Source organism: Nonomuraea sp. NPDC003709, from assembly GCF_040610775.1.
Classification (GTDB): Bacteria; Actinomycetota; Actinomycetes; order Streptosporangiales; family Streptosporangiaceae; genus Nonomuraea; species Nonomuraea angiospora_A.
Genome location: NZ_JBEXMW010000003.1, coordinates 254,105 through 270,777, shown reverse-complemented (window position 1 = coordinate 270,777; position 16,673 = coordinate 254,105). Strand labels below are relative to the sequence as shown.

General features: G+C 70.2%; 16 protein-coding genes. 12 read left to right on the top strand and 4 right to left on the bottom strand.

The annotated features are described in order from the left end of the window. The first annotated feature begins 24 nt into the window (after positions 1-24). Positions 25-1,236, top strand: coding sequence for a serine hydrolase domain-containing protein (locus ABZX61_RS09940; protein WP_355193132.1), 1,212 nt, complete (start codon positions 25-27; stop codon positions 1,234-1,236). A gap of 437 nt (positions 1,237-1,673) precedes the next feature. Here ABZX61_RS09940 and ABZX61_RS09935 read toward each other — a convergent pair whose 3' ends face one another. The 4 genes from ABZX61_RS09935 to ABZX61_RS09920 form a co-directional block, all read right to left on the bottom strand. After that, the gene (locus ABZX61_RS09935) at positions 1,674-3,176 is read right to left on the bottom strand and encodes a serine/threonine-protein kinase (protein WP_355193130.1); all 1,503 of its coding nucleotides are present in this window, start codon (positions 3,174-3,176) and stop codon (positions 1,674-1,676) included. 124 nt (positions 3,177-3,300) lie between these two features. Further along, positions 3,301-3,543 (bottom strand): hypothetical protein, encoded by a 243-nt coding sequence (locus tag ABZX61_RS09930; protein WP_355193128.1) that lies wholly within the window; start codon positions 3,541-3,543, stop codon positions 3,301-3,303. Positions 3,544-3,902: 359 nt separating this feature from the next. Then, the gene (locus ABZX61_RS09925; RefSeq protein WP_355193126.1) at positions 3,903-4,472 is read right to left on the bottom strand and encodes a CHRD domain-containing protein; all 570 of its coding nucleotides are present in this window, start codon (positions 4,470-4,472) and stop codon (positions 3,903-3,905) included. Positions 4,473-4,925: 453 nt separating this feature from the next. Continuing rightward, a complete protein-coding gene (locus ABZX61_RS09920; RefSeq protein WP_355193124.1) occupies positions 4,926-5,300 on the bottom strand; it encodes a plastocyanin/azurin family copper-binding protein in 375 nt (124 codons plus the stop codon). A gap of 805 nt (positions 5,301-6,105) precedes the next feature. Here ABZX61_RS09920 and ABZX61_RS09915 point away from each other — a divergent pair. The 11 genes from ABZX61_RS09915 (at position 6,106) to ABZX61_RS09865 (ending at position 16,673) form a co-directional block, all read left to right on the top strand. Then, entirely contained in the window at positions 6,106-7,776 is a 1,671-nt protein-coding gene (locus ABZX61_RS09915; RefSeq protein WP_355193122.1) for a PQQ-dependent sugar dehydrogenase, read from the top strand. A 183-nt stretch (positions 7,777-7,959) separates the two neighbouring features. After that, positions 7,960-9,069, top strand: a complete 1,110-nt coding sequence (locus ABZX61_RS09910) for a DUF418 domain-containing protein (RefSeq protein ID WP_355193120.1) — start codon at positions 7,960-7,962, stop codon at positions 9,067-9,069. A 156-nt stretch (positions 9,070-9,225) separates the two neighbouring features. Further along, entirely contained in the window at positions 9,226-9,867 is a 642-nt protein-coding gene (locus ABZX61_RS09905) for a hypothetical protein (RefSeq protein ID WP_355193118.1), read from the top strand. Between the two features lie 98 nt (positions 9,868-9,965). Next, on the top strand, positions 9,966-10,712 hold the full coding sequence (locus tag ABZX61_RS09900) for a class I SAM-dependent methyltransferase (RefSeq protein WP_355193116.1): 747 nt from the start codon (positions 9,966-9,968) through the stop codon (positions 10,710-10,712). Between the two features lie 209 nt (positions 10,713-10,921). Then, positions 10,922-11,338, top strand: a complete 417-nt coding sequence (locus ABZX61_RS09895) for a metalloregulator ArsR/SmtB family transcription factor (protein WP_350723952.1) — start codon at positions 10,922-10,924, stop codon at positions 11,336-11,338. After that, complete coding sequence (locus ABZX61_RS09890; protein WP_350723954.1) at positions 11,338-12,237, top strand: cation diffusion facilitator family transporter; 900 nt, start codon at positions 11,338-11,340, stop codon at positions 12,235-12,237. Before ABZX61_RS09895 ends, ABZX61_RS09890 begins: the two co-directional genes overlap by 1 nt. 88 nt (positions 12,238-12,325) lie before the next feature. After that, the gene (locus ABZX61_RS09885) at positions 12,326-13,030 is read left to right on the top strand and encodes a DUF4097 family beta strand repeat-containing protein (protein ID WP_355193113.1); all 705 of its coding nucleotides are present in this window, start codon (positions 12,326-12,328) and stop codon (positions 13,028-13,030) included. Between the two features lie 104 nt (positions 13,031-13,134). Continuing rightward, positions 13,135-14,133 carry a DUF418 domain-containing protein gene (locus tag ABZX61_RS09880; RefSeq protein WP_355193111.1) on the top strand — a complete coding sequence of 333 codons (999 nt, stop codon included), beginning with the start codon at positions 13,135-13,137 and terminating at the stop codon, positions 14,131-14,133. Positions 14,134-14,136: 3 nt separating this feature from the next. Further along, entirely contained in the window at positions 14,137-14,655 is a 519-nt protein-coding gene (locus ABZX61_RS09875) for a sigma-70 family RNA polymerase sigma factor (protein WP_355193109.1), read from the top strand. Next, complete coding sequence (locus ABZX61_RS09870; RefSeq protein ID WP_355193107.1) at positions 14,652-15,809, top strand: hypothetical protein; 1,158 nt, start codon at positions 14,652-14,654, stop codon at positions 15,807-15,809. Before ABZX61_RS09875 ends, ABZX61_RS09870 begins: the two co-directional genes overlap by 4 nt. Before the next feature lie 54 nt (positions 15,810-15,863). After that, the gene (locus ABZX61_RS09865; protein WP_350723961.1) at positions 15,864-16,673 is read left to right on the top strand and encodes an alpha/beta hydrolase; all 810 of its coding nucleotides are present in this window, start codon (positions 15,864-15,866) and stop codon (positions 16,671-16,673) included.

Below are 16,673 nucleotides of genomic sequence, written 5' to 3'. Positions count from 1 at the left end.
TCCCCATCGACTCCGGGAGGAACCATGAGAACTATCTTCGGCGTACCCCACCGCAGCAAGGTCGTGCGGCGAGCGGCGGTCACGGTGCTGGCGGCCGCGCTGGTGGCCGGGGCGGCCACCCCCGCCGCGGCTACCGCACAGGACCGTCCTGAGCTGCATAAAGCCATCCAGGAGTGGATCGACGACGGTTTCGCCGGGATACAGATGCGCGTCCACGACGAGCGGGGCGACTGGGTGGGCAGCGCCGGGGTGCGCAAGCTGGGCGAGAGCGCCAAGCCGCCGACGAACGGGCGCTACTGGATCGGCAGCACCACCAAGACCTTCATGGCGACCGTGGTGCTGCAGTTGGTGGCCGAGGGCAGGGTCGGGCTGGACGCTTCGGTGGCCGGCTACCTGCCCGACCTGGGCCTGGACCCGCGGATCACCGTGCGGATGATGTTGCAGCACACCAGCGGGTTGTTCAACTACACCGGCGACGCCTACGACGACGGCGTATGGGTGCCGGGCCTGCCCTCCGTGGGCAAGGAGTGGGTGGACAACCGGTTCAAGTCCTACCAGCCGGAGGAACTGGTACGGTTCGCGCTGTCCAAGCCTGCCAAGTTCGCGCCGGGGACGAGTTGGAGCTACGCCAACACCAACTACACCCTCGCCCTACTGCTGATCGAGAAGGTCACCGGCCGCCCGTACGCCGAGGAGATGCAGCGCCGGATCCTGGGGCCGCTACGGCTGACGGGCACCTCGGTGCCGGGCAACCGGCCGGACCTCCCCGGACCGCACGCGCACGGCTACTACCGGTACGAGGACGCCGGCCAGTGGAAGGTGGTCGACGTCACCCGCCAGAATCTCTCCCTGTTGGCCGGCGCCGGCAACATGATCTCGACGACCAAGGACGTGCAGACGTTCATGTCCGCGCTGGTGAGCGGCAGGCTCCTGCCAGCCGCGCTGCTGACCGAGATGAGCACGCCGGACCCGAGGAGCGCCGGCCTCTTCGGCAGCTACGGCCTGGGGCTGTACGTGCTGGACACCGGCCCGGACTGCGCCGGCATCGTCCTCAACCACGACGGCAGCCCTCCCGGGGGCTACGGATCGCTGATGTACAGCACGCCCGACGGCAGCAAGGTCCTGACCGCCTCGCTGACCTCCGGAGACGCCGCGGTCGACACGGCGACGGTGTTCCCCAAGGCGTTGAACAGGCTCATCAACGAGGTGTTCTGCGACGGCCGTCAGGCACAGTAGGCGAACCGGGCCACGCCGCGCTCACCGGGCTCGGCGTGGCCCGCCTGCATGGCCGCCCGGAACGTGGTCATCCGATGCCTGGCCGACCACCGGTGCCGCAGCACGCGGACCCGCCCCCGTCAACCGCTGCCCCCGCACCGCACGCCGGCCTCATCCGTCCAGGGCTGCGGCAGATTTCACGCCCGCTCCGCACGCCGGCTTCGTCCGTCCAGGGCTGCGGCGGATTTCACGCCTTAGGACGCGGAACCTGCAGCAGCCCCACCTCGGTCAGCCGATTCCATCTCTTCACCTCATCCGCGTCCGTCGTTTACACCTCAACAGTCGCAGGCCTTTCGCGTCCGCCCCTTGCACCTCAGCCTGCTGACACTGGGGCGAAGTGCTGCCGGAGAAGCCGCCGGTGCCATCCGCGGAGTAAGGGAGCGTCGTTCAGTGGGGTGCTAGCGGTACTTGTTGAGGGCTGTGGCGACGAGCTTGGCGGCGCGGTCGGCGGTGCCGAATCCGGAGCGTCGGGCTCTGACGGTGATGGTCACCTCGACGTTCGACAGTCGGAAGGAGATCTTGGTCTCGTAGACTCGCCACGGCCAGTTGGGCACCTGCCGGGTGTAGCTGAACGCCTCGTCGCCGACCTTCGGCCCCGTGCGGATCTTGGTCTTTTCGTTGCGCTTCGGCTCGTCCTCCATGTACTTGACCATCTGATCATGAGTCAAGTTGGCCGCGGAGGCGCTCGGCAAGCGGAACGCCATGATGTTCAGGCTGGAAGCGTCCTTATTGGACCAGGAGCAGGCGGTGTCGGTCAGGAACTGGCGCTTCATCGGACCGCCGAACAGCGAGCGCGTCTGGGCGCTGGTCAGCAGATCGCATGCCTCGAAGTCGCGGGAGATGACCGGGGTGGCCTCCGGCGACGAGCCGAACGTCGGCCGCGGGGAATAGGTATAGGTGACGGGGGGCGCGAGCATGGCGCCGAGTACGCGGATGACGTTCGGGAACAGGTACGGCACGACCACCGCCCCTGCCGCCACGACCAGCACCACCGCGAGCAGGGCGCCCACGACGACCTGGACGCGGCGACGCCGGCGTGGGCGGCTGCCCGGGACGGTCCGCGTCCGTGGCGAAGTCGAGACGTCCGTCGTCTCGCCCCGTGAGAGGGCCCTCAACCAGCCGGCCACCTCGTCCGGGGAGCAGCGGCGTACCGGGTCCTTCTCCAGGATCGCGGCCAGCACGGGTGCCAGCGGGCCGGCCAGCCGGAAAGGGGCGGGCTCCTGCATCAGTACGGCGGCCAGGACCGCGGCCTCGTTCGGGCGGGGGAACGGCGGGCCGCCCTCCACCGCCGTGAAGAGCGTGGCGCCGAGCGACCACAGGTCGGCGAGCGGGCCGTCGGCCTCGCCGCGCAGGCGCTCCGGGGCGATGTAGCCGGGCGAGCCGGTCAGCATCCCCGTCTGCGTGAGCCCGGTGTCCCCGGCGATCGTCGCGATGCCGAAGTCGGTGAGCAGCACCCGCCCGTCGTCGGGGAGCAGGACGTTGGCGGGTTTGACGTCCCGGTGCAGGATGCCGGACGCGTGCGCGGCACCGAGGGCGTCGAGCATCTGCATGCCGATCTCGGCTACGCGGTGCGGCGGCAGTGGGCCGTCATCGCGTACGACCCGGTCGAGGGAGCGGCCGCGCACCAGTTCCATGATGATCCACGGCCGGCCGTCGTCCAGGACCACGTCGTGCACGGTGACGATGGACGGGTGGGAGCGCAGCGTCGCCGCGGCGCGCGCTTCCCGGAGCGTGCGTTCGGCCAGTTCGGCCCGCGACGCCTCGTCTAAATCCGACGGGAGCCGGACCTCCTTGATGGCCACTTCCTGTCGGAGGAGCTCGTCCATCGCCCGCCAGACGGTGCCCATGCCGCCCTGGCCGAGCTGCGAAAGCAGCCGATAACGGCCCGCGAGCAACGTCACCGTGCCATTACCGACGTCTCGGACTCCGCGACCATTCGTCGCCTCCTGTCGATATCCGGCTCAGCACGGGCACATCAGATAGTAAGCGAACGGATCGTGAGCGTCAGGGAATGTCGATCAAAGGTCACCCGACACCTTTGGACATTTGGCTCAGGCCGATCTCAGCCTTCCTGGGGATACCTGGCTGCAGACGGTCGCGGCCGGCGCCGACATCGCGGTGTTCGCGATGCAGGCGGCGTTCGCGGTGCTTGCGGCGTTCGCGGTGCTTGCGGCGATCGCGGTGCTTGCGGCGATCGGTGCTCTCGATGCTCGTTCGGTGCGCGCGGTGTTCCCTACCTTCACGGCGGTCGGTGCTCGCGGTGCTCACGGCGATCGGTGCTCACGGTGCTGGCAGGGTTCGCGGTGCCCGCGGGGTTGCGGGCTGCGGGGCTGCGGGCTGCGGGGTTGCGGGCTGCGGGGTTGCGGGCTGCGGGGTTGCGGGGTTCACGGTGCTCGCGTTCGAGGATCTCGGCGCCGTCCTCACCCCCTTGAGCTGGCCGATGTCCGAGGTCTTCTCCGATGTGCTCGGCCGTTCGTTTGCTAGGTCTGGGCGTCCGATGATGACGTTTGCCGATTTTGACCTCAGCTGCCTGGTGGGCCCTTGGTGTCTGGCTCGATGAGCAAGGGGGGCCGCGCCGATGTGCCCGCGCTGCGGCTCGGCCCTGGTCTGCTCACCTTTCAGCATGTTTACCAGTGGTGGGCGCCGTGGAGCTGGCCGCGGACCGCGCCGTCGGGGAACTCAGAGGTGTGCAGGTTGGCGTACCAGTTCTTCGGGTTCTTCTTGATTCCGTTGAGGACGCTGGTGTCCTTGACACGGACGGAGCCGGAGCTCGTGTTGCCGCGGGTGGTGCCGTTGGACAGCAGGTCGATGACGACGGGGCCGTTCGTGCCGGCCTTGCCCCGGTGAATGTGGAAGGCGGTGGGCTTGGCGACCTTCTTCCACTGGACGAAGTAGTAGAGGCGGTTGCCCTTGATGCGGAACTTCGCGGCTGCCAGGCCGTTCCGGTCGTTGACCTTCTTGCCGGCCTCCGGCACCTCGTTCTTGCCGAGAAGAACTGCGGTGAAGTAGTACGTCTTGGCCGCGCTGGCCACCTTTGCGTTGGCCACCTTGGCGCTGGTGAACGTGGCGGGGGCGGCGTTGGCCGGTGCCGAGGTGACGGCCAGGGCCGCGGTCGAGGCCAGCGCCGCGATGGCCGCGCCGGCCACTGCACGCCGCCACTGGATACGGCCGTTGCTGATCTGCTCGAAAGTGTTCATGGGTACCTGCCTCCGGTTGGTCTTACGGATCTCTTCGGACAGGGCAGGACGTTAGTGAGGTGGTCTCCGACGTTCTGTGGACAAATCCGCATAAGGCGTTGGGGTGATCAGTGTCACAACGCCCGAGGCGGACAGACCAAAACCCGGTGGCGATTTCGTGCAGGGCGCAGGCGAGCGAAGGCTGGTGAGGGGCGGGCGAAAGCTGGCGACGGGCCGGTGGAGGCCCGCGACGGGCGTGCCAGGGCCGGTAGACGGCGGGTAAAGCCTGGCGACGGGCGGGCGACGGCGGGCGGGCGAAGGCTGGGGGCGGGCGGGCGAAGGCTGGGGGCGGGCGGGTGACGGATGGGGGCGGGTGTGAAGGGGTGACGGTATGTGGCTTGGCGTGGGTGGGGTGCTGAGTGGTGTGGTTTTGGGGTGGAGCTGGCTTGGGCTGGTTGACGGTTTGTATGTGGGTTACTGGGTGACGTCGAGTTCTGCGCGCATGCCCATGGCGTAGTGCCCCGGGAAGTTGCAGATCAGCTCGTACCGTCCAGGCTGCAGGGTCAGCGTCGCCCAGCCTGCGGACCCGGGGGCGATGCCTCCGCCCTCGCCTGCGGCGCAGTTGTGGGACGCCTCGCCGACGGAGCCCGTCTCGCTTACGCGGCTGTCGGCTCCGATCGGCTGCTTCCCGATGGGCTTACCCGCCGCGAGCGGCAGTACGACCACCTCGTGGGCCAGGGTGCCGGTGTTGGAGGCACGGAGAGACACGGTGCCTGCTGTGACCTTGGCCGGCTTCACGGTCAGGCGCATGGGCGCTGCGCCGGCCGTGTCGGTCAGGTCGACGTCCACCACCTTGCTTGGCAGCGGTGGAGGGGTGCATTCTTGGGCGAGCCGCGACCTTGCCGCCTGCCCCGTGGCCGTCGGTGTGCCGGTGAACAGTTGGCCTGTGGCTGTTGGTGTGCCGGTGGACAACTGCCCTGTGACCGTTGGTGTGTGGGTGAACAGCTGCTCTGTGGCTGTTGGTGTGCCGGTGGACAACTGCCCTGTGGCGGTTGGTGTGCGGGTGAGCAACTGCTCTGTGGCTGTTGGTGTGCCGGTGAACAGTGCGGCTGTTATTGCGACTGCTGCGGTGCCTGCGGACCAGACGTCGTGAGGCCTCATCGGGCTCACCCCCCGAGTGCGCGTGTGCTCACCCGTCTCCCGCGTCATGGTCGAGCTCGACCGGCGAGCGTCCCTCTTCCAGACTACGCGTGGCACTCACCAGGACTCGCGCGAGCCCATCAAGCGCCGTATGGCCTCACGTGAGCGGCGCATCCTCGTACCCAGGCGGGTCTGACTGCGTTCGTGGCTTCGTGCGGCAGGGCGGGGAGCGGGGTGGAGGTGATCATCGTGGCAGCCGCCGGCGGCATTGCCGTGACCCTCGTCGGTGCTCCTCTTCCGGGTGAGTGCTGGGCCGGCCGGAACCGGCTGCCTGATGAGACAGGGATCGGAAAGGGTGGGTTGAAATACGTAAGCGCCGGATGTGAAAGTTTCAGTCATCACGTGGCCGTCGTCGCAGATGGGCGGGATGCGCGGGTCGCGGCGATTGAGGTCCCGCGGTTGCGATGCCTACGGTGCGGGGGTCCGCACACGTGATCCCGTCAAGGAGTCCGTCATGCGCGCCCGTGTCGTACCTGCCCTGATTCTGGCCCTGATCGCCCTCATCGTCAGCGCTCCCGAGGCACGCGCTCAGGTGCTTGGGGGTTTCGACTTCGCCAGGGCGGAGGTGTCCGTCACGGGGCTGCAGGTGCCGTGGGGGCTGGCGTTCCTGCCGGACGGCAGCGCGCTGGTCTCCGAGCGGAACACCGGGCGGATCCTCCAGGTACGGCCCGGCCAGACCCCCACCCAGGTCGCCACCGTGAACGGGGTGAGCGCTTCCGGTGAGAGCGGCCTGCTCGGCATCGCGGCCAGGGACGGCTGGGTGTATGCGTACTTCACCAGCACCGCCGGGGACAACCGCCTGGTCAGGTTCCAGTTGAGCGCCCCTCAGACACAGACGGTGATCTTCTCCGGCGTCCCGAGCGCCACCATCCACGACGGCGGCCGCCTGGCGTTCGGCCCGGACGGCATGCTCTACCTGAGCACCGGCGACGCCAGCAACACCAGCAACGCCCAGAACCTCAACAGCCCCGCCGGCAAGATCCTGCGCATGACGCCCACCGGTGGGGTGCCTTCGGACAATCCGTTCGCGGGATCCCGCGTCTGGAGCTACGGCCACCGCAACGTGCAGGGCCTGGCCTGGGACTCCCAAGGCAGGATGTACGCCAGCGAATTCGGCCAGAACACCTGGGACGAGATCAACCAGATCGTCGCGGGCGGCAACTACGGCTGGCCCACCTGCGAAGGCAACTGCGGCAACTCCTCCTTCCGCAACCCCATCGTCACCTGGACGACCGCCGAGGCGTCGCCGAGCGGGCTCGCGTACGCCAACAACACGCTCTTCGCCGCGGCGCTGGGCGGCCGGCGTCTCTGGACGGTGCCGCTGACCGGCAGTGGCACTCCCGGCACGCCGGTGGCCGAATTCCAGTCCGTGTACGGACGCCTCCGCGCGGTCGCGCTCGGACCCGACGGCTGGCTCTGGGTGACGACCAGCAACCGGGACGGCCGCGGCACACCGGTTGCCCAGGACGACCGCATCATCCGCATCCCGCCCGCCACGAGCGGAACCGACACCACCCCGCCGACCACCCCCGGCAACCTGGCCGCCTCCGCGACCACCTCCACCGGCACCACGCTGACCTGGACCGCCTCGACCGACAACGTCGGCGTGACCGGCTACGACGTCCTGCGCGCGCCGGGCTCATCCGGCGGCACCTTCACACAGGTGGGCACCGCGGCGACCGCCTCGTTCACCGACACCGGGCTGACCGCCGCCACCACCTACCGCTACCAGGTACGCGCCCGCGACGCGGCGAGCAATTTGTCGCCGGTGTCCAACACGGTCACGGTCACCACCGGTCCGGGCGGTAGCACCGGCGGATGCACGGCCACGCCGACCACCCAGACCCAGTGGAGCACCGGCTACGTGATCCAGCCGGTCACGGTCGCCAACACCGGGACCGCCACGACCACGGGCTGGACGGTGACGTTCACGCTGCCCAGCGGGCACGCCGTCACCGGCTCATGGAACGCCACGCTGACCGTCAGCGGCCAGACCGTCACGGTCAGGAACGCCGGTCACAACGGCACGCTCGCGCCTGGCCAGAGCACGACGTTCGGCTTCCAGGCCAGCCGCCCCAACGGCGACACCCAGACTCCTTCCGCCTATCGGTGCACGAGTTCCTGACCTGGCCGCCCGTTTCGCTGGGGAGACTGATCGACGTCGCGCGGCGAGCCGGATGGCGGGATCGCCGCTGATGGTGGCTTCGGGGATTGACCAAAGATGTAAGGCCGTACATCGATCGATGTACGGCTCATTTCGCCCGACGGGACGACAGGGAGCAGCCACCGCGCCACCAGGCTTGATGATGTGACCAGACGTATAGACGCGCTTGACGTGTTACGCGGCGTGGCCATCATGGGCACGCTCGGCACGAACATCTGGATCTTCACCGCGCCCGGCGGGTCCGCCGAGTTCCTTCAGTTCGGGGGCGGCGCCGGTGTGGTGGAGACGTTCCTGCGATTCCTGTCCAACGGCAAGTTCCTCGGGCTGTTGACCCTGCTCTTCGGCGTCGGCCTGGAGCTGCAGTACCGCAGCGCGGTCCGGCGCGGGCTGACGTGGCCGGGCAGGTATCTCTGGCGTGCGACGCTGCTGTTCGTCGAGGGGGCACTGCACTACGTGCTGGTCTTCGAGTTCGACGTGCTGATGGGGTACGCGATCACCTCGATGATCGTGGCGTACCTGGTGGGCAGGAGCCGCCGTGCGGTCACCGCCTGGATGGTCGCCGCGGGGGCGGTGCACGTCGCCATGGTGACTCTGATCACGGCAGCCCTGATGGCGGGGCCGGCGGGTGGCGGCACCCCGATCTACCCCCAGGACGGCTGGCTCGACCAGGTCGCCTTCCGGCTGCGGCATGTCGCCGTCTTCCGTGCGGAGCTGGTGTTCATCATCCCCATGGGCATCGTGCTGTTCCTGCTCGGCGCCCGCCTGTTGCGCGCCGGCGTCTTCGAGGAGGACGGCGCCAGCCTGCGGAGGAAGCTGATCGTCATCGGCCTCGGCGTCGGTGTGCCGCTGAACCTGGCCACCTCCTTCGCGGGGCCGGCCTGGTTCGCCGTCGACCGGTATCTCGTGGCGCCGCTGGTCGCCCTGGGTCTGCTGGGGCTGATCACCTCGATCGTGCTCGGCATGCGTGGTGCGCCGGGCGTGCTCAGGAGGGGAATCACGGACGTGGGGCGTACGGCGCTGTCCTGCTACGTCTTCCAGAATCTGGCGGCCAGTGTCCTCTGTTACGGCTGGGGTCTGGGGCTGGCGGATCGGTTCGATGGGCTGCGGCCGTGGTGGGTGCCGGTGGCGTGGGCCGGGATCTGCGTGCTGTTCATGGTGCTGTCGTCGTTGTGGCTGCGCCGGTTCAGCCGAGGGCCGCTGGAGCTGGCCTGGCAATGGGCCTACCAGGCGCCGGCCCTGGCGCGACGTCCCTGAGAACCGGCGGCCATGCGCGGGTGACCGGGCCGAAGCGGCTGGCGGCATGAGGCAGGAGGGGCGGCAGGGGGCAGGGGAGCAGCGGGCGGGGCGGCTGGAGGGGGTGGGGAGACCGTACGCTGGGTCGCGAGTCCGGGACAGGGAGGCGAGCGGAGGATGCGCTACCGGCGAGCGGTGGACAGGCTGCGGCAGCTCGCCCAGGCCTGCGAGCAGACCCGCCGCGTGCCGGCGGACGAACCCTTCCTGCGCGCCGCGCACGTCTTCGGCGACCTGCTCACGGGCGCCGACCCCGTCGATCACCTCGAGATCGTCCTGGTGCTGAACCTCCCACCGGAGGAGGTGACCTGGGGCTCCCAGCCGCCCGGCACCGCGTGGCTGGTCGATTTCCTCCGGCTGGACCAGGGCGGGGTCGCGTACTGGTGGCGCTCCCACCTGGATCCGGTGGAGAACCATCGCATCCATGACCCGGTGCGGTTCTGGTCGCTGGACGGGCCCGACCAGGACGTGCTCGACGCGCTGGCCGAGCGGCGCTTCGACCGGGTGCGTGAGGTGACGTCCCGGCCTCAGGAGGAGCCCGCCCAGGTCGCCGGGGAGTTGCGGGCGGCGCTGGACCATCTGCGTGCCGTACGCGACTCGTACTGGGACCGGCAGTGGCGCCGGCGGCACCGCAGCCTGGGGCGCTACCCCGAGCACCACCTGTGGGAGGCCGTACAGGGCTACCTGGACCTCCTCGAGGCACACGGAGACGGGCACGAGCACGAGGAAATTCGATTGCCGCCGGAATCCGCGGAGGGCTAGGGTCGCGATCACCATCTCGTGACGGAGGAGTTGCTTTATGCGTGTCGATGAGCTGACCGTCTCGGTACATCAGCCATCACACCTAAGGACTCACGATCTTGGATCTGTCACGTAGCTTCACCATCCGGGAGAGCAGCCACCGGATCATCAACGCGTTCACCCCTGAGAAGCTGGCCACGCTCGGCGCGGCGATCGGGCTGCGGCCCGGAGCCACCGTGCTCGATCTGTGCTGCGGCAAGGGTGAGATGTTGTGCACCTGGTCCCGTGATCACGGGATCACCGGCGCCGGGGTCGACATCAGCACCGTCTTCCTCGCCGCCGCCCGCGAGCGAGCTGCCGAGCTCGGCGTCGGCGAGCGGGTGACGTTCACGCACGGGGACGCCTCCACGTACGTGACCGGGGAGCCGGTCGACGTCGCGGCGTGCGTCGGTGCGACGTGGATCGGCGGCGGGCCCGCCGGCACGGTCGCGCTGCTGGAGCGCAGCCTGCGCCCGGGCGGCACGATGCTGATCGGCGAGCCGTTCTGGCGGGCCGAGCCGCCCGGCCAGGAGGCCGTCGAGGCGTGCCACGCGACCTCGCGCGACGACTTCGGGACGCTGCCCGACCTCTTCGAGCTGTTCGACGGGCTCGGGTACGACGTCGTCGAGATGGTGCTCGCCGACGAGGACAGCTGGGACCGGTACGTCGCCGCCCAGTGGCGCAACCTGCGTACCTGGCTGGACGCCAACCCCGGCGACGAGCTCGCGCCCGAACTGCGTGCCGAGCTGTCGCGCGAGCCGATGCGTTACGTCCGCTTCCAGCGGCACCTGCTCGGCTGGGGCGTGTTCGCCCTCATGAAGCGCTGAGCTCCGCGGAGGTCAGGCCCGGCCTGTTCAAGCCGGGCCTGACCACCGCCGGAGCAGAAAGCCGGAGCAGAAAGCCGGAGCAGAAAGCCGGAGCAGATAGCCGGAGCAGATAGCCGGGCTGGAGCCCCTTCAACGCAGCGGTCAGGTTTGAAAGAGGACGCGCGGAGAAACTTGACGGTGGGATCACTTCGCGGGCTATTGTTGTTTATATGAATAGCTCTTCAAGTGAGCGAGTCGTCTTGTCGCCGGACGGCTGCGCGGTCCGGGTCGTCGACCCCGACCGGGTCGCCGCCGTGTGCGAGCGGATGCCGGCGGCCGACGATCTGGCCGACACCGCCGACGTCTTCAGCCTGCTGTCCGATCCGAACCGGCTGCGGCTGCTCGTGGCGCTGCTGGACGGAGAGCTGTGCGTGTGCGACCTCGCGGCCGTGACCGGCCAGAGCGAGTCCGCGGTCTCCCACGCCCTGCGGCTGCTGCGCGCCCACCGCATCGTCGTCGCCCGGCGCGCCGGGCGGATGGCGTACTACCGGCTGGACGACCCCCACGTACGCATGCTGCTCGACCTGGCGCTCGCCCACACCGAGCACACCGAGGCCATCCACCCCGAACGGGACGGGGCCGACTGATGGGCGCCGGGCACGGACACGGGCACGCCGGCGCCCAGCACCGGTGGCGGCTGGCGGTCTCCTTCGTCCTCATCGGCGCTTTCTTCGTGGTCGAGCTGGTCTACGGCCTGATCTCCGGCTCGCTGGCGCTGATGTCGGACGCCGGGCACATGGCCGCCGACGTCGTCACCCTGGGCGCCGCCCTGGTGGCCACCCGCATCGCCACCCGGCCGGACGCCACGGGAAGGCGCAGCTACGGCTCCTACCGGGCCGAGGTGTTCGCGTCCCTGCTGGCCGTGGTCATGATGCTCGGCGTCGCGCTGTACGTGGTCTTGGAGGCCATCGGGCGGATCGGCGGACCCGCGGAGGTCTCCTCCGGCCCGATGCTCGTCGTCGGCGGCATCGGCCTGGTCGTCAACCTCATCGCCCTGTTGCTGCTGCGTGCCGGAGCCGCCGAGAGCCTCAACGTCAAGGGCGCCTACCTGGAGGTCGTGGCCGACACGGCCGGGTCCGTCGGCGTCATCGTGGCGGGCTGGCTGATCACGGCCACCGGTCAGACGTTCTGGGACACCGTCGTCGCCCTCGCCATCGGCGTCTTCGTCGCCCTGCGCGCGATCTCCCTCGGCCGTCAGGTCTTCGCGGTGCTGGGGCAGCACGTGCCCGAGGGCATGGACGCGGCCGCGGTGGCGGCCGACCTGGCGGCGCTCGAAGGCGTACGCGACGTGCACGACCTGCACCTGTGGACCCTCACCTCCGGCATGAACGTCGCCACCGCCCACCTGGTCACCGTCGACCCGAAGGACCACCACGCCATCCTGGACAAGGCCCGCGACCTGCTGCTCCGCCGCCACGGCGTGGCGCACGCGACCCTTCAGGTGGAGCCCGCCGACCACACCGGCTGCGACGAGCTCGGCTGGTGACCGCCCCCGCCCCTGAGGGACTCCTCAGGGACGTCTCAGGGAACTCCCCGACGCCCGGGCGGGGCCTGGTGAACCACACTTGGGCGTCATGGGCATGAAGAGAGCGGGCATGATCGCAGGGCTGCTGGGGGTCGCGGCGGTGTTGACCGGGTGCGGCCTCGCCGGCCCCCTCGATGAGGACACCAAGTCCTACGACGTCACCGACAAGGTGGCCGGCATCAGGATCGGGTCCGACTCCGGCACCGTCGAGGTGGTGGAGTCGGACCGCCAGGGCATCCGCGTGACCGAGCATCTCGTCTGGCGCAAGAACAAGCCGGAGACCAGCCACGGTGTGGAGGGCGACACGCTCGCCCTGACGTACAAGTGCCCCCGCAGCTGGGGACTGGGCAGCGGGGCCGTGGCCTGCGACGTGAACTACAAGGTGGAGATCCCCAAGGGGCTCCGCGTCAAGATCGACTCCGACTCCGGGGATCTGACGCTGAAGGACCTGTCCGGCGAGGTGGACGTTCACAGCGACTCCGGGGTGATCGAGGCCGGCGGGCTGTCGGGCAAGCGGGTCGTCACGGAGACCGACTCGGGGGACGTCGAGCTGGTCTTCACCGCGCAGCCGGACAAGGTCGTGAGCTCCTCGGACTCGGGCTCGATCACGATTCGCGTGCCGCAGGGGCCGTACAACGTGATCGCCAAGACCGACTCCGGCAGCAAGGACGTCACGGCGGCCACCGACACCTCGGCGCCGCGTACGATCGAGCTTTCCAGCGACTCCGGCAACCTGGAGGTCGCCACCCCCTGAACCCCCCGAACCCCCTGAGGTCACAGGTCCGGCCGAAAGTACTGTCGCGAACCCTGCTTCCGGCCGAAGCCGCCACCGGCATGAGGCCCGCAGGATGAGGCGTCATGCCACCCGAAACTCCCGATTCCCGAAGAAGGGCGCGGATCACCGCGCTCGACGTCATACGCGGCTTCGCGCTCTGCGGAATCCTCCTGGCCAACGTCCAGCCGATCTCCCACGTCGGCGACGCCCTCGTCCCCGTCCAGCACGCGGCGAAGACCCCTGGCGCGATGTGGATGGGGCTGCTGGTCGAGCAGCGGTTCTTCCCGATCTTCTCGCTGCTGTTCGGCATCGGCTTCTCGCTGCTCCTGGAGTCCGCGGCAGGACGCACCGCCAGTCCGCGGCTGCTCCTGCTGCGCCGGCTCCTGGTGCTGCTCGCGATGGGGCTGGTGCACATGTTCGCGCTCTGGCGGGGCGACATCCTGACGATCTACGCCGTCGTCGGCCTGGTGGTGCTCCTGCCCTCGACCTGGCTGCCACGCTGGGCCGTGGCGGGCCTCGCCGTCGCGTTCCTCGCCGCGGCGCCGGCCTTCGGCGGCGGGACCGCGCTGGTCCCCGGGCTGTTCCTGGCCGGCTCCGCGCTGACCCGGTACGGGGTGATCGACCGGATCGAGCGCTCCGCCCCCGTGGCGCTGACCGCGCTCTTCGCGGCCGGTGCGGCGGTCGCCCTGTGGCTGCAGGCCCGCGCGCAGGACGGATCGCTCGCCGTCGGCGGGCTGCTGATGGCGGGCGTGTACGTGTGCGGCCTGCTGGTCCTGCTCAGGACGCCGCTCCGGCCGGTCCTGCAGGCCGTCTTCGCCCCGCTGGGCCGGATGGCGCTGACCAACTACCTGTCCGCCACGATCCTCGTCCTGGTGATCTCCAGGGCCGTGGCGAGCCCGCCGGAGACCTGGCCGGTGACGACGGTGCTGCTGATCGCCGGGGCGATCCTCGCGGCCCAGTGGCTGGTCTCCACCCTCTGGCTGCGCCGCTTCCGGTACGGCCCCATGGAGTGGCTCTGGCGCTGGGCCACCTGGCTGCGCCGCCCGGCGATGCAGCGGATCGGGGACGGTGCGCGTTCCTAAGGCATGAACGGTGAGACAGTCGCTCGCGCGCCCGCGCCGCCCGAAGCCGAGGCGGTGCTGGCGAGTCTGTACCGCGAGCACTGGCTCGCCCTGGTGCGCCTGGCCGTGCTGCTCGTCGGCGACCGGGAGAGCGCCGAGGACGTCGTGCAGGACGTCTTCTCCAGGTTGCACGGCAAACGCCCCGGGAAGCTCACCCTGGCCTACGTCCGCGTCTGCGTGCTGAACGCCTCCCGCTCGGTCCTGCGCAGGCGCGGCGTGGCCGCCCGGGCGCCGCTGGGCGGGCCGGGCGAGCCGGTGGACTCCGCGGAGACGGCGGCGCTGCTGGGAGAGTCGCGCGAGGAGATGCTCGACGCGCTGGCCCGGCTGCCCAGGCGGCAGCGCGAGGTCCTCGTCCTGCGTTACTACCTCGATCTTTCCGACGCCGAGATCGCGAAGGCGACGCGCGTCAGGCAGAGCACCGTGCGGTCCACCGCCTCCAGGGCCCTGGACCGGCTCCAGCGCGAACTGGGAGGCAGGGCATGACCGGCATCGAGGAACGCCTCAGGGACGCGCTGACCGCCAGGGCCGAGTCCGTGCGCGACGACGGGCGGCCCCGCCGGCTGCCCGCGCCGCGCGAGCGGTCGGCCGGCGCGAGGTGGCGGGCGCCGCTGGCGGTGGCGGCCGCGATCCTGATCGTGGTGGCGGCCACCGTCGCGGTCACCCGTACGGTCACGTCACCCGCTCCGGCGGTCCGGCCGACCCCCGCCACGTGGGCGCCCCCCATCGAGCAGGTGTGGCCGGGCACCGTGCACGAGATCCCGGCCAAGGGACCGGGCGGCGGCGGGTTCCTACCGGACGTGTTCGTCACCGACCGGGTCGTGGTTGGACGGGGGTTCCCCAAGGACCGGCCCGGCGAGATCTGGTCGTACGACCTGGACAAGCGGACGTTCGCCAGGATCGCGCGGCTCAAGAAGGAGGATGTGGGGAACCACCCGCTGGTCTTCGGCGACGGTCACCTGGCGTGGTCGGCGTTCAGCGGCCATATGAAGGAGGTCTGGACGGTGCCGGTCACGGGCGGCGTGCCCCGCCGGATCGCCTCGGACCGCGCCACGGTCACCCGCGACAACATGACCTTGGGGATCGGGCGCCTGGCCATCGCGGACGGCCAGGTCGTGTGGTCGCCCGACGAGGGGGGCGTCTACCGGGCCCCGCTGAAGGGCGGCAAGGCGACCCAGATCGACGGGACAAAGGGTTACAGCCTGGTCGAATGGCCCTGGGCCGGTTCACCGCGAAATGACAACCTGGCGGACGACTTCAGCCGGCGTCCCGTGGAGCACCTGAAGAACGTGCTCACCGGCGAACGCAGGGACGTGGTCCCGCCTTCCGGAAGAACGTCGTGGACCGACTGCGGGGTGACGTGGTGCTTCAACGGTTCCGAGGCATGGCGGCGCGACGGCACGGGCCTGCGGAAGCTGCCGGGGAGCGCCCACGGAGAGCTCTCTTCGGGCCGCTTCGTCCGGCTCCTCCAGGAGACCGGCGGAAAACAGGCGATCGGCGTGCACGACCTCGCCACGGGACGCACCGGACTGCTGTTCCAGCTCCCGACGCCCACCACCCTTCACCTGAAGGACGGCATCGCCTGGCTCCGGAGGGAACGGAGCACCCTGGTCATCAATCTGGCCGCCATCGGCCGATGAGTTTCGCCGGCGACGCGAGTCATAGCCACGACGGTGAAACGACTGGAGGCTTCCATGACGACCACGCACACCCTCGCCATCCCGGGCGGACGCCTGAGCTACGAGGTCCGCGGCGCCGGCCCGGTGCTGGTGATCACGGGGTCGCCGATGGCCGCGGCCGACTTCGCGCCGCTGGCCGAGGCGATGGCGGGCGACTACACGGTGGTCACCCACGACCCGCGGGGCATCTCGGGCAGCGTGCTCGACGACCCCACCCAGGACTCCACCCCCGAACTGCGGGCCGACGACCTGGCCCTGCTCCTGGACGCCCTGGGCGCCGAGACCGCCGACGTGTTCGGCAGCAGCGGCGGCGCGGTGACCGGCCTGGCGCTGGTGGCCCGGCACCCCGGCCGGGTCCGTACGCTCGTCGCGCACGAGCCGCCCTCGCTGGAGCTGCTCCCCGACGCCGCCGACCAGCGCGCCGCGACCGAGGACATCATCGCGACCTACCACCGGGACGGCGTCTGGGCGGCTTTCGCGAAGTTCATGGCCACCGCCGGGTTCGACGAGGGCGACGAGGGCGCCCCGGCCGGGCCTCCCGGGGAGCCGACGGAGCAGATGCTGGCCGACAGCGCGCGCTTCTTCGCCCATGAGCTGCGCGGCACCACCCGCTACGTGCCCGACGTCGCCGCGCTGAAGGCCGCCCCGGCCCAGGTCGTGGTGGGCATCGGTGACGAGTCGGGCGGGCTGGTCACGTACCGGACCTCCGTGGCGCTGGCCGAGCTGCTGGGCACGACTCCGACGGAGTTCCCCGGCGACCACGGCGGATTCATCGGCAGGACCGAGGAGTTCGCCGTGGTGCTGCGCAAGGTGCTCGCCGGCTGA